10 protein-coding genes and 1 pseudogene are annotated in these 12,850 nt (G+C 67.5%); 7 read left to right on the forward strand and 4 right to left on the reverse strand.

The features are described 5' to 3' along the window. Positions 1–678 (forward strand): tetratricopeptide repeat protein (locus Q7A36_RS35105; protein ID WP_305108455.1); only part of this gene is annotated, 678 nt, incomplete at its 5' end. A 269-nt stretch (positions 679–947) separates the two neighbouring features. Here Q7A36_RS35105 and mutS read toward each other — a convergent pair. From mutS to Q7A36_RS35120, 3 genes are all read right to left on the reverse strand, one after another. After that, positions 948–3,359 (reverse strand): DNA mismatch repair protein MutS, encoded by a 2,412-nt coding sequence (mutS, locus tag Q7A36_RS35110; protein ID WP_305108456.1) that lies wholly within the window; start codon positions 3,357–3,359, stop codon positions 948–950. A 148-nt stretch (positions 3,360–3,507) separates the two neighbouring features. Beyond that, complete coding sequence (locus Q7A36_RS35115) at positions 3,508–4,947, reverse strand: DUF6880 family protein (RefSeq protein ID WP_305108457.1); 1,440 nt, start codon at positions 4,945–4,947, stop codon at positions 3,508–3,510. A gap of 189 nt (positions 4,948–5,136) precedes the next feature. After that, the gene (locus tag Q7A36_RS35120; protein WP_305108458.1) at positions 5,137–5,808 is read right to left on the reverse strand and encodes a hypothetical protein; all 672 of its coding nucleotides are present in this window, start codon (positions 5,806–5,808) and stop codon (positions 5,137–5,139) included. A 584-nt stretch (positions 5,809–6,392) separates the two neighbouring features. Between Q7A36_RS35120 and Q7A36_RS35125 the strand changes: the two genes are divergently transcribed. Beyond that, positions 6,393–6,704: an HU family DNA-binding protein gene (locus Q7A36_RS35125; protein WP_305108459.1), complete on the forward strand. Its 312-nt coding sequence runs from the start codon at positions 6,393–6,395 to the stop codon at positions 6,702–6,704. A gap of 231 nt (positions 6,705–6,935) precedes the next feature. Beyond that, positions 6,936–7,718, forward strand: a pseudogene (locus Q7A36_RS35130) (MFS transporter); the annotation flags it as partial. A gap of 55 nt (positions 7,719–7,773) precedes the next feature. Here Q7A36_RS35130 and Q7A36_RS35135 read toward each other — a convergent pair. Beyond that, entirely contained in the window at positions 7,774–8,739 is a 966-nt protein-coding gene (locus Q7A36_RS35135) for an IS5 family transposase (RefSeq protein ID WP_305108460.1), read from the reverse strand. An 89-nt stretch (positions 8,740–8,828) separates the two neighbouring features. On the opposite strand from Q7A36_RS35135, the gene Q7A36_RS35140 reads away from it, so the two are divergent. The 4 genes from Q7A36_RS35140 to Q7A36_RS35155 all read left to right on the forward strand — a co-directional run bounded on the left by Q7A36_RS35140 (position 8,829) and on the right by Q7A36_RS35155 (position 12,753). Then, on the forward strand, positions 8,829–9,167 hold the full coding sequence (locus Q7A36_RS35140) for an EAL domain-containing protein (protein ID WP_305108461.1): 339 nt from the start codon (positions 8,829–8,831) through the stop codon (positions 9,165–9,167). 148 nt (positions 9,168–9,315) lie between these two features. After that, positions 9,316–11,010, forward strand: a complete 1,695-nt coding sequence (gene kaiC / locus Q7A36_RS35145; RefSeq protein WP_305108462.1) for a circadian clock protein KaiC — start codon at positions 9,316–9,318, stop codon at positions 11,008–11,010. Next, positions 10,994–11,305, forward strand: coding sequence for a circadian clock KaiB family protein (locus tag Q7A36_RS35150; protein ID WP_305108463.1), 312 nt, complete (start codon positions 10,994–10,996; stop codon positions 11,303–11,305). The genes kaiC and Q7A36_RS35150 overlap by 17 nt, the downstream gene beginning before the upstream one ends. Beyond that, complete coding sequence (locus Q7A36_RS35155; protein WP_305108464.1) at positions 11,302–12,753, forward strand: HWE histidine kinase domain-containing protein; 1,452 nt, start codon at positions 11,302–11,304, stop codon at positions 12,751–12,753. The genes Q7A36_RS35150 and Q7A36_RS35155 overlap by 4 nt, the downstream gene beginning before the upstream one ends. Positions 12,754–12,850 lie beyond the last annotated feature (97 nt).

Raw genomic sequence — 12,850 nt, forward strand, 5'->3', positions numbered from 1 at the left:
GAGGCGTTGGCGATCGATCCGGCCTATGCCGCGGCGATGGCCACGGCAGCGTACCTCCATGCACAGCGCCACTTCCAGGGCTGGTCGCTGTCGGAGGAGACGACGCGAACGGAGGCGCTGCAGCTGGCGTGGCGCTCCGTCGAGATCGCGCCGAACAACGCGCAGGTCCTGTGGATGGCGGCTTTCGCCATCTGGAACATGGCACAGGTGGACCGGGACAGGGCGCGCGACCTGTTCGGCCGGTCGCTGCTGATCAATCCGAATTCCGCCATGGCCCTGACACTCGCCGGCTGGATCGAGATCATGTCGGGCAACCAGGGCGCGGGCCGCGCCATGATCACGCGCGCGCAGCGGCTGAACCCGCGCGATCCGCGCGGCTGGCTGATGTCCGGCGCGCTGGCGATCGCTGCAGTGATCGACGAGGACTTCGCCGGTGCGGCTGCCTGGGCCGAGCGGGCGCTGGCGCAGAACCGGCGTTTCGCGGTGGCCCTGCGCGTGCTCGCCGTCGCGCTGGTGCGGACCGGACGGCACGAGAGCGCTCGACGGGTGGTGCAGGATCTGCTGACCGTCGACCCAGGTCTGACGATTTCAGGCTTTCTCGCGCGCATTCCGGTGCCGCTGGCGAGCATGGTGGCAACCTATGCCGAAGCATTGCGGCTCGCCGGGTTACCCGAGTGATGAGACCATCGGCGACGCCTGCCAAATCCGATGGCAAGGCGGTCTCATACCAACCCGTATTGTTGCTGACCCATTCCTGCCTCGATAGGCGCCAAGGTGGATCAGGTCAGGATTAATGCAGGCCGGCACCAATCATAAAGGTACCAGCTCCGCTCAATCTTGCCAGTCTTGAATGGCACCATTACCCTTCTTTCCATAAATTATGTTATGCGGCAAAGCGAATTTGCTGTTTTTGTACGCGTTTTCACTTTTCCCGATCAAGATTTGGATTACGCGTGATCCTCAACAGGATTGGGCACCCCTGTGTGCTTCGCCAGAAGCTGCTCGGCCCGACGCAACACTGCGGGCGGTAAGCCTGCGAGGGCCGCCACCTTCAGGCCGTAGGACCGTCCCGCACGCCCAGGCACGACGCGGTAGCTGAATACAGCGCCGTGCCGGCCGGCGGAGGCGTCCATGGCCATGCAGACCGCGTGCGGCATCGCCTCGGCCGCATCCGCCAACTCATGGTAGTGCGTCGAGAACAGGGTCCGACAGCCCAGGTCGTGCAAGTGCTCCATCGCCGCTTGCGCGATCGCCAGCCCGTCATGCGTCGAGGTACCGCGCCCGACCTCGTCCAGGATGACCAGGGAGCGCGGGGTTGCCTGGTTCAGGATCGCCGCCGTCTCGAGCATCTCCACCATGAACGTGCTGCGCCCCGCTGCGAGGTCGTCGGACGCCCCAATCCGGCTGAACAGCTTGTCGACAACCCCGATCCGGGCGCGCCGGGCCGGCACGAAGGAGCCGATCTGGGCCATGAGCACGATCAGCGCCACCTGGCGCAGGAAGGTGCTCTTGCCCGCCATGTTTGGGCCGGTGAGCAGCCACAGGCGGCGGCCCTCGTCCATGTGGCAGCCGTTCGGCTCGAAGGTGCGGCCCTGCCCCTCCAGGAGCGGCTCCGCCACCGGGTGCCGCCCGTCCTCAATGAAGAGCCCAGTCCCCTCGTCGAGTTCGGGTTCCGACCACAGGTACTCGGCTGCCGCCTGGGCCAGCCCGCAGACGAGATCGAGGGCAGCCGCGGCGTGGCAGATCCGCGCCAACTCGGCGCGTATGGCGAGCGCGCGGCGGCGGAGATCCTCGAAGGCGGCGCGCTCGAGGCGGACTGCGCGCTCCCTGGCCGCCTCCAGAGCCGAGGCCAAGCCGTCCAGCTCAGAGGTCGTGAAGCGCGTCGTCGAGGCCAGCCCCTGGCGCAGAACGAAGGTACTCCCCAGCGCCGCCGCTTGTCCGGCCGGCACTTCGACATGCCAGCCGATGGCATTGTTGGCGCGGACCCGCAGGGCTTTCACGCCGGTCTCGGCGGCGTAGCGGGACTGCAGGGCCTCGATCGCGGCCGTGTGCGAAGTGACCTCGCGGCGCACCTCGTCGAGGTCGCGGCTGTGTTCTTCGGCGATGAAGCCGCCCGCCTCCGCCGAGGCTGGCAGCACGAGGACCAGGGCACGGGCGAGCGTGGCGGCTAGCTCGCCACAAGCCCCCTGCCCCGCCGCCGCGAGCTCGCGGGCTGTGGCCGCGAGCGGAACAGGTGTGTCCGGTGTTCCCGTCAGGATCGCCGCAGCCTCCGTCGCTTGGCGTAGGGCGTCCCGGACCGCGGCGAGGTCACGCGGCCCACCACTGCCCATGGCCAGCCGGCCGCATGCCCGTAGCGCATCCGGCATGCTGGACAACGCTTCGCGGCAGCCGACGCGCACCTTCGGCGTACCGACGAGAAAGCGCACCATGGCCAGGCGGCGACGGATCGTCTCGGGGCTGGTCAGCGGTGCCGCCAGCTGGCGCGTGAGCAGGCGGGCACCAGCCGCGGTGACCGTGCGGTCGATGACGGTGAGCAGCGTCCCTCCAGCTCCGGAGGCGGAGGAGAGCACCTCGAGGCCGCGCAGTGTCGGGGCGTCAATCTCCAGGGTGTCACCGAACGGCGCCCGGCGCGGCAGCAGCGGCGCCTCTGGCAGCCGGCCGGTTATCGAACGGATGTGCAGCAGCAGGGCGGCAAGGGCGGCCAACTCCGGTGGCGAGAAGCCCTGCAGCGTCTCCTGCCACTGCTCGCCGTAGGCGGTGGCCAGCGTCCCTGCCGTCGCCGCGCCGTCAGGCGCGCCAGCCGGCAGATCGGAGAAGGGTGCACCCTGGCTGCGCGCCGCCACCGCGAGCGCCTCCGACCCTTCCGGCCAGCAGGCAATCAGCACCTCGGTAGGGCTGATGCGGGTGAGTGCGGGGCCGCAGCCGTCAAGCGAGGCCATCAGGGTGCCTGTCTCGCCGGTGGAGAGATCGACGAAGGCGAATCCCACCGACTGCCCCGCCGCGAGCGCGACAGCAAGGATGTTGGGGCGGCCGGCAGCGAGCACGGCATCATCGACCGTGGTCCCCGGCGTCAGCAGGCGCAGCGGCCTCTCGCCGCCAGGCTCGGGTGGCTGCTCGGAGATGGCGACCTTGTGGCCGGCCGCGAGGAGCCGGGCGACCATGCCGTCAGCCGAGCCAGCCGGGATGCCGCACATCGGCACGTCGGGCGCATCCTTCTGCCGCCGTCGGGTGAGCTGCAGGCCGAGGGCACGCGAGACCACGGCTGCGTCGTCCCCGAGCACCTCGTAGAACTCGCCAACCCGGTACAGGACGAGGTGGCCCGGTGCGGCCGCACGCACGCCAGCATAGGCTTGCATCATCGGGCTCGGTCCCGACGCGGGCGCAGCGGTCATCGTGCGCAGCTACCTGTGTGGAGCCGGGCGACGAGCCGGAAGCAGGGCGCGAGGCCGTTGCCGGCAGGCAGACCACGAAGCCGGGCAAACTGGCCACGCGAAGGAACGCAGAGCCTCACCCGCGATCTCCGGTACCTTCGCTCACCTGGCTCCAGAAACCGGTCTTCCGCCCATGCCTGGAGCGCAGGCGGGCAACAAAAGCCTCATGCGCCTCGAATGGTGCGAAGTCCGGGATACCAGCCGCGAGTGAGCGGCACTCCAGGAGATGCCGTGCGGCATGTTTGTAGCGGGTGGACTTCGCACCATCGAGCGTGTCCTCGATCATGGCGCGCCGGAGCAGGGTCGCGGCCAGCGGGTGCTTGCCCTCCATCAGCCGCGCTGCCGGCTCGAGCAGGTGGTACAAGTTCCCATTCATCTCCTTGGACCGCGCCAGCACGAGCTCAGCCGCCCGCGCCTGATCCGGCCAGCTCGTGAAGAAGTCCAGCGCCGCGGAGAAGCTCCTGAAGCCGAGGGCGTGTTGCATGGCGCGCTCCTCGGCTTCCACATCCTCGAAGTCCGGCAGCCGCTTCAGGTACGCGCGCAGCTGACCGGCCGAAAGCCGCTGCTCGAATGCCGCCCAGCGGAGCCGCTGCGCCTCGACCTTCTTCCCCGTGGCCTCGCGCGCCTCGATGTAGGTCTCCTCCCAATCGTTGTCGGCGGGAAATCCGGTGGCAAACAGGTCGTCGTCAGGCGCAGCTCTGGCCGCGCTGCGCCTCGGCCTCGCCTGTTCCAGCACGGCAAGCGCCTCGGCTGCCCGCCCGGCGGCGAGCAGGCGCCGGCCGATCTCCGTGCCCGCGTGCGGCATACGCCGCTCCTCCGACGGTACCAGCGCGATGTAGGCGTCAACGTCTCCCTGGCCGTCCGCCAGGGCCTGGAGTGCAGAGCGCAGGACCAGCGACTGGTAGTCTCGTTCGGCTGCCTTCCTGGACCGGTCCGCCAGCGCCCGGGTCAGCCGATCCTTCAGACGCGCCGCCCCCGCATCACCGAGCGCCGGGAGCATGATCCTCACCAAGCGGTCGAAAACACCGTATCCATTGGCGATTACGGCGGCGAAGACCCGGTCTGCAAGGCTCACCGGATCGGGCTTGGCCTTGAGCGCGATTGCACCAAGGTCGGCGCACGCGCTCCTGAAGACATCCCCAACCGAGCCATTGCTGTCGTCAACGCGATTGAGCACCGGCTCCGCGAGGTCCATGAACCGCCACATCAGGTCGAGTGCCAGGTCAGCGCGGCTCTGGGCCACCCGGTCGACGATCATCGCCCGCTGCAGATCGAGATCCTTGACGAAGTCACGGCGCTTCTGCCAGTCGATGAAGGAGCGCGCGGACCTCAGTGTGGTGATGCGCTTGCCAATCTCGGCGGCGATGGTGTCGCCGCCGGATTGCGCGGCCAGTTCCAGTCGCAGGCGCCGCTTCACCTCGGCGTCACCCTCCGCGAGTTCGACGAGGATCGCGGCAAGACGCTCCGCACCCAGCGCCGCCAGGTTGTCCGGGGTGACGGTCTTCCTCGACGCCATACCTTCAGAGGTCTCCAGAGCTCTTCAGACTGCCTGCAGTCCGGGTATCGTGGATGGCATGTCCGCGATCGCGGTGTCCCACATCGTCCTGGACGGGGCGGAGGCCAAGGTCTCTGTCGCGAGCGCGAAGCAGCAAGAATGGCGTAGCGTGTGCGGCTCCGCGTGCGGGCCGCATCGCTCTCCTGGTCCTCAGAAATCCTCCGCCGCAAAAGCGTCAAGGTCGACCTGCTGGATCGAGAACCAGATCGGTTCAGCGCTGCGGGAGGCGGAGCGGAGGATCGGCTTCGAGGCGGACAGCAACTCCTCGAGCGAACGGAACGGATGGGCTGTCTCCTCGCCGTCGGAGGTCCGCATCAGGAGCGCCATCCCGCTGCCCTTCCCGCCCCTCGTCGCATCCCGCAGCGCCCGCGAGGCCGCCGGGATCGCTTTGCTGGCTCGGCTTGGCGGGCCGTTCGCCGGGGCGGGGATTGGTGGAGCGACCACCTGTCCCTGCGTCTCAGGCTCTGATGCTGATGCTGCCGCCTCAGCACCCGGTGCAGATCCGCTGGAGGTAGCCGGCGTGCTGGGCGCTGGAACGCCTTCGGTCTCAATAGGATCCGTCTGTCTGGGGGCGGCCTGTCCGGGCAGGTCGGCAAACAGATCGGCCGGCGGCGCCGGATCCGCGGGGGTGATCGGGCCCGGAAGTGGCTCCGCCGGCGCGCCCGCATCCGCTGCAACAGGGGCAGCGGGTGCCTCCGGGTCGGCCGGCGAGCTCGCCTCGCCGGCTGAGCGGCGCGTCTTGCTGAGGATGGCGTAGATGTTCGCCGGGGTGCAGCCGTAACTGGCGGCCACCTCGGCCACCTTCTTGCCCTCGACGTCCACCAGGTGCTGGATCTTCGGGTACTCGTCGCGAGCGATCCTGGCCATAGTCCCTGCCCCTCCGGGTGCGTGCGAACATTATAGGAACTCGACTTTGAATTTGAAGCCATGCCGACAGATTGAAATTTGAAGCTGCCCGGAGCGGAGGGGACCAAGGATGCGTCGCTTGCCTGGGACAACTGCCGGGAAGCGCAAGCGAGCCAGCCGCCCGGGAAGTGGGTGGAGCAGGCGGCTCGGCGGCGGCCTGTGCCTGCTGCGACTGCCAGGGGACGGCGTTGCTCTTGCCGTGCCGCTCTTGAGAGCGTGAAGGTTACATCTCGGCGCGCCCAGGCTTCGTCGCCGCTCGCAGGCTATTACCAGCGGTCAGACTGGCCGCATGACCTCAACTCCCGGGTTCTTCAACTCCGCCGAATGGAGCTTATCGACTTCGGCCCGGAGGGTGCCGCGTAAGTCAGCCAGGTCAGGCCACCGGGCCGGAGATGTTGGCCGCAATTGCCGCCACCCACGCCTTGACGACACGCCGGACGTCGACTCTATCAGCAGCCCCACCGCAAGATGTGCCGGGGCATCCAGGAGGTCTGCAGCGCATGTCGAAGAAGTTCCTCACCGACGTCATCGTCGAAGCCACCGGCATGCCGGCCAGCCGGGCAGGCGTCCTCGCAGCCGACATCATCGGCGCGATCCGTGACGAGATCATCGACACCGGCCGCTTCACCCTGCCGGAGTTCGGCTCCTTCGCGGTGCGCGAGACCAAGCCCCGCACTGCGCTGAACCCGCGCACCGGCGAACAGGTCAAGGTGAAGGCCGGCGCCACGGTCAAGTTCAAGGCGAGCCCGAACCTCAAGCAGGACGCGCTGGCCGGCCTGAAGAAAGCCAAGCGGAAAGCCGCACGGGCCTGACGGCGGTCTCGCCGCCCGGATCCGACTGCGCGGCTCACCAAGCGTGTCAGGATCTGGGCGAGTGGCTGGCCATTTCGCCCATCGCCAAAGGCAGGATAGGCCCTCTGCACGCTTCGCGCGCGGCGGCATGGTCCAGGGAGGGAGGGCTCGATGCGGGATGCAAGCCGACACTGGTCGTCGCGCCTGCCCTTCTACTACGGCTGGCTGATCGTGGGCGTTTCGTTCATCACCATGGCCATCAGCGTGAGTGCGCGCACGGCCTTCTCCCTGCTCCTGCCGCCACTGATCGACGAGTTCGGTTGGGACCGCGGCCTGGTTGCCGGTGCCTTCTCCTTCGGCTTTCTCGTCTCGGCGGTGCTGAGCCCCCTCGCTGGTCGGATCATGGACCGGCAAGGCCCCCGTGCGGTGATCGGCAGCGGTGTGTGCCTGATGGCCGCCGGCCTGCTCGCCGCCCCAGCCATCGCCGTGCCCTGGCAGCTCTACGCAACGCTCGGCATGCTGGTGGGCGCCGGGGCCAACCTGATGAGCTTTACAGCGCAGTCGCTCTACCTGCCCAACTGGTTCGTCCGCTGCCGCGGTCTCGCCATCAGCCTTGCTTTCTCCGGCGTCGGCGCCGGTGCGATCCTTCTGCTGCCCTGGCTGCAGGCGGTCATCAACCGTGATGGCTGGCGCAGCGCCTGCTGGGCAATGGGGCTGCTGGTGTTGCTCGTCATCGGGCCACTGGCCCTGCTCGTCCGCCGGCGACCGGAGGATCTCGGCCTGCTACCTGACGGCGCACCGCACAGGCCGGCGGCGTCCGGCACACCGCGGCCGTCGAACATCGTCGATCCCGCCTGGGTGTCGGTCGAATGGACGCTGGCGCGGGCGATGCGGACCGGTCGCTTCTGGTGGATCGCCCTCGGCTACTGCTGCGCGCTCTTCGCCTGGTACGCCGTCCAGGTGCACCAGACGAGGTATCTCACCGAGGTCGGCTTCAGTCCCGCGGTTGCCGCCTGGGCCCTGGGCCTTGTCGCCAGTGTGGTGCACGGATCAGCGGTGTGGACGCACGTGGCCCAACCCGCATTCGGGGTTATGCGACGCGGACATACTTCGGACATCCGAGCTCGAGCATGCGGTTCAGCACATCAGCGGCGATGGCCACCTCGGTCACCTGACGCCCATCTGTTTGCGATCGGAGCCCGTCACCGATGACGCGTTTCCAGCGCGAGATATCCGCCTCGATCAAGGCGCGGTCGTTGTAGCCGGAGGCCTTTTGCCAACCCATGCGGCCGCGCTCGGCTATACACTGCAGATGACGGTCGCGCTGCGTCGGTGCAGTCTCCGCAGCGTCGCTCGACACCACGTTCGCGCGAGGTGGTACGACCACAGCAGCATCGGGATGCCGTGCCGTAACCTCGGCGTAGACATCGTCACGGTCGTACGCGCCATCACCGCTGAAGGACGCGATCGGCTCCTCGACCTGCTCGAGCAAGGCGCCGACCTGCGAACCATCGTCAGCATCCTTGTCAGTCAGCAGCACCGCGGCGATCCGGCCCGTGTCGGCATCCGTGGCAATGTGCAGCTTGCGCCAGCCACGACGACGCTTGCTGCCGTGTTTCTCAACAAGCCACTCACCGGGGCCACACAGCTTCAGCCCCGTGCTGTCCACCAGCAGGTGTACGGGCTCACTGCCCGCCTTTGGCCGCAGCACTTCCAGCGTCTCGGCCCGACGGCTCAGAGTGGTGTGGTCCGGTACGGGCAGAGTGAGGCCGAGCAGCTGCAGAATGGAGCCGATCAGCCCCTCGGTCTGGCGCAGGGCCAAGCGGAACACCGCGCGCAGGGTCAGGGCGGCGGTGATGGCCAGATCGGAATAGCAGGGCTGCCCGCCTGGAGTGGTGCGCGGCGCCGCGTTCCAGGCCTCGATGGCCTCAGCTGTGAACCAGACTGTCAGGCTGCCGCGAGCGCGCAGGCCGGCGTCGTACTCGGCCCAGTTCTTTAGCCGGTGCTGCTGGGCCGGAATGTGGTGCCGGCGGTCGGCGTTGGCCTTAAACGGCATGGTGGCCCTCCCTCGAACGAGGGATCGCCCTCATCCCAGTCTACCCCACGCCAGCCGATCCGGCGATCCCTGCACCAACGTGGCTCGGTGTGCGCATCGCCATGGACGACTTCGGCACCGGCTACAGTTCGCTTGGCTATCTCCAGCGTTTCCCCTTCGACAAGGTCAAGATCGACCGCAGCTTCACCCGCGAGCTCGAGCACTCGCGCCAGAGCAACGCCATCGTGCGCGCCATCGTCGAGCTCTGTGCCGCCCTGGCCATGACCACCACCGCCGAGGGCGTCGAGACCGAGGCGCAGTTCGCCGTGCTCCGCCGCACGGGCTGCTCTGAGGCGCAGGGCTACCTCTTCAGCAAGCCCAGACTGGCAGCGGACACCGCTGAATTGCTGGACAGGCTCGATCGGGAGGTCAGGGCCGATGCGCAGTAGCCTCCCCAGCCTCAGGCCCCGGTCGAACCCGGAAGATGCACCACCTCCGCGGGTTCTGCCGTCAAATCCGGGCAGGCGTGTCGCCAAGTACATTGCGCGGCCGTGACACTAGTTGTAAACACCGAGCGAGGTGGTTTGCGGGTACCACATGGCTGACGGCATTCATAAGGTTCCAACCGGGATCGAAGGTTTCGACGACTTGACACTGGGCGGCCTGCCTCGTGGCCGTCCGACCCTCGTATGCGGCTCAGCCGGTTGCGGCAAAACGCTCTTTGCCTCCACCTTCCTGATCAAGGGTGCCCGCGACCATGGCGAGAATGGCGTTTTCGTCAGCTTCGAGGAGCGGCCCAGCGACATTATCGATAACGTCGCCTCCCTCGGCTTCGGCCTCGACGAGCTCGTCGCGGAGGGCCGGATCTTCATCGAGCACATCACCATCAATCCAACCGAGCTTGCCGAGGTCGGTGACTATGACCTCGAAGGCCTCTTCATGCGGCTGGAACTGGCCGTCGAGGCGGTTGGTGCCAAGCGGATCGTGCTCGACACCATCGAGAGTCTGTTCTCGGCCTTCACCAACCTCGCCATTCTCCGGGCCGAGATCCGTCGTTTGTTCGACTGGATCAAAGAGCGGGGGCTGACCGCGGTCATCACCGGCGAGCGGGGCGACGGCACGCTCACCCGCCAGGGTCTTGAGGAGTATGTCTCGGACTGCGTGATCGTGCTTGACCACCGCGTGGAGAATCAAGTCTCCACCCGCCGCTTACGCATCGTGAAGTATCGCGGGACCGCGCATGGCACGAACGAATATCCTTTTCTGATTGCGGAGGACGGCTTCAGCGTCCTGCCGGTCAGCGCGCTCGGCTTGGGGCACACGGTCCATGAGGACCGCATCTCCAGCGGAATTCCTGACCTCGACGCGATGCTGAACGGCGGTGGCTTTCACCGCGGCAGCAGCATCCTGCTGAGCGGAGTGGCCGGCTCGGGCAAGAGCTCGATTGCCGCGTCGTTCCTTGCTGCGACCTGCGCCGCCGGGGAGCGCGCGCTTTACTTCTCCTTCGAGGAGTCCGCGGCGCAGACCGTACGCAACATGCGCTCCATCGGTCTCGACCTCGGCCGGTACCTGGACAGCGGCCTGCTCACCATGCAGGCGTCGCGGCCGACGTTCTTCAGCCTGGAAATGCACCTGGCGGTCATGCTGCGCGACGTCGCGCGCCTGCGACCCTCTCTTGTCGTGCTCGACCCGATCTCCGCCTTCGTGGATGCCGGCGACCATCGTGAGGTGCAGGCCATGTTGCTGCGCATGATCGACTACCTGAAATCTCACGGCATCACCGGGGTCTTCACGCATCTCTCGCACGAGCAGGGCTCAGTGCAGACCGATGCCGGCCTGTCCTCCCTCATGGATGCCTGGATCCTGCTGCTGAACCGCGAAGCGAATGGTGAGTTCAACAGGGAGCTCTACCTCCTCAAGGCGCGTGGCATCTCGCATTCCAATCAGGTGCGGGAGTTCGTGATGACCGACCACGGCATCTCCCTCGTCCAGCCCTATCTGGGAGAGCGCGGCGCGCTGACCGGCTCGGCCCGCCGCGCCGAGGAAGCGCGACTGCGTCGCGAACAGGCCCAGCGCCGCCTGGATACCGCGCTGCTCGAACAGAGGATGGAGCAGCGCCGGCGCCGCACCCTCGCCCAAATCGACGCCCTCCGAGCCGAGCTCGAAGCAGAAGAGCTGGAATTCCGTAGCATCGCGGATAACACAGGGTGGCTGGAGGTCCAAGCGGAGTCGGATAGGCTTGAGATGGTGAAGTCCCGAAGGGCGGAGGCAGCCGATGTCGGACACGAATGACGCGAACGGGGCGGCAGCGCCGCTCCGGCTGACGCTCTACGTGGCGGGGCAGACGCCGAAATCAGTCGCTGCCATCCGGAACCTTGAGCGGATCTGTGGCGAGCACCTCGGCCCCGACCGATGCATCATTGACGTCGTGGACCTACGCAAGTCGCCCCACTTGGCGCGGGAACACAACATCGTCGCCATTCCGACCCTCGTTCGGCAGCTTCCGGTGCCGATCCAGAAGATCATCGGCGACCTCTCCGACACACAGAAGGTTCTGGTCAGCCTGCAGATCGACACTGTCCGATGAGCGCAGCGAGGGATGAGGTCGCGGAACTCCGCCAGCGCCTGGCGGAGGCGGAGGAAACGTTGCGCGCCATACGCGAGGGCGAGGTGGATGCTCTCGTCGTGGGGGGGGCCGAGCAGCCGCAGGTCTTTCGTCTCGACAGTGGTGAATCTTTCCGTGCCTTCATGGAGGCGATGGATCTGGGCGCCGCCGCCCTCGATGCAGAGCGGCGCCCGATCTACGCAAATGCTGCTCTCGAGACGCTCCTCGGCTGCCCTGCGGACACGCTCCAGCGCGAGGGATTGCTCGCCGTGCTCGGCCCGGCCGCGGCGAAGGTGCAGATGCTGCTCGATTCGGCAACCTCCGGCAAAATGACCGCGCAGGTTGGCTTGGTTGTTGGCGGGCGAGCGCGGCACGTCGTGGTCACCGCCGCACCACTGCACCTCGCCTTCGCCGAGGGCTTCGCCCTCACCTTTACCGACATCACCGACCGTGTCGAGGCGGCCGCGGCGGAGGAGAGCGAGCGCATCGGCCGCGCCGTCATGGCCTCCGCCAATGAGGCGGTGCTGGTCTGCGATGAGGCCGGTCGCATCACCCACGCCAGCCCCGCAGTCAGCCGCATCCAGGAGGCTTCGCCGGTTGGACGTGCCTTCGAGGAGGCCTTTCCCCTCGTCTTTGCGCCCGGGGCCGCCGCGATGGGTGCCGAGGACCTGGTCGCGATCGCGGCGGGCGGCAGCTCAGTCCGTGGTATCGAAGCCTCGCTGCAGGTGGGCGGCCGCGCGCTGGAACTGGTGATCAATGCCGCGCCGCTGCATGGCCCGGGCGGCAGGGTGCATGGCTGCATCCTTACGCTGGTTGACCTGACGGAGCGAAAGGCGCTGGAGAAACGCCAGACGTTGCTGATGGGCGAACTCGATCACCGCATGAAGAACATGCTGGCCCTGGTCTTGGCGATCAGTAGCCGGACGCTCGCTGCTGCCAAGGACCTGGCCGATTTCCGCGCGCGCTTCACTCAGCGCATCTCGGCGCTCTCCGCCACGCAGAACCTCCTCGCTGAGAAGAGCTGGACCGGCCTGACGGTGGAGGAACTGATTTGTGCCGAACTCGCGCCATACGTTGCGCCGCGCGGCCCGCGCGTGACGCTCGCCGGACTTGCCGAGCAGGTCACGCGGGATGCGGCAGTGTCACTCGGCCTCGTGCTGCACGAGCTGACCACCAACGCGGTGAAGTACGGCGCGCTATCGAACGATGCGGGCCGCGTGACCGTCACAGGCACACGGCAGCCCGATGGCAGCTTCGCCCTGACCTGGCAAGAAGAAGGCGGCCCGCCGGTCGCGCCCCCCAGACACCATGGCTTTGGCCAGTCCGTTATCGCGCGCGGTCTAGGCCAGGCATCAGGGAGCGCGAAGGTGGAGTTCCGACCGGACGGCGTCCTGTGTCGCATAACCCTCGCATCCTCCGGCCTTGCCTGACACTGCTACGTCCTTCGGACAGCGGGTCGACACGGTTGTGTTGCAAAGTTTGCGACGAGCCGTGGATGGTCGTGGATGGCCGCGACAAGAGCCAGAT

Source organism: Paracraurococcus lichenis (assembly GCF_030657435.1).
Taxonomy (GTDB): domain Bacteria; phylum Pseudomonadota; class Alphaproteobacteria; order Acetobacterales; family Acetobacteraceae; genus Paracraurococcus; species Paracraurococcus lichenis.

Bases quoted from the DNA above. Each gene is read 5' to 3' on its own strand.
- mutS (WP_305108456.1), bottom strand. From the start codon at position 3,359: ATGATGCAAGCCTATGCTGGCGTGCGTGCGGCCGCACCGGGCCACCTC.
- Q7A36_RS35115 (WP_305108457.1), bottom strand. From the start codon at position 4,947: ATGGCGTCGAGGAAGACCGTCACCCCGGACAACCTGGCGGCGCTGGGT.
- Q7A36_RS35125 (WP_305108459.1), top strand. From the start codon at position 6,393: ATGTCGAAGAAGTTCCTCACCGACGTCATCGTCGAAGCCACCGGCATG.
- Q7A36_RS35135 (WP_305108460.1), bottom strand. From the start codon at position 8,739: ATGCCGTTTAAGGCCAACGCCGACCGCCGGCACCACATTCCGGCCCAG.
- kaiC (WP_305108462.1), top strand. From the start codon at position 9,316: ATGGCTGACGGCATTCATAAGGTTCCAACCGGGATCGAAGGTTTCGAC.
- Q7A36_RS35150 (WP_305108463.1), top strand. From the start codon at position 10,994: ATGTCGGACACGAATGACGCGAACGGGGCGGCAGCGCCGCTCCGGCTG.
- Q7A36_RS35155 (WP_305108464.1), top strand. From the start codon at position 11,302: ATGAGCGCAGCGAGGGATGAGGTCGCGGAACTCCGCCAGCGCCTGGCG.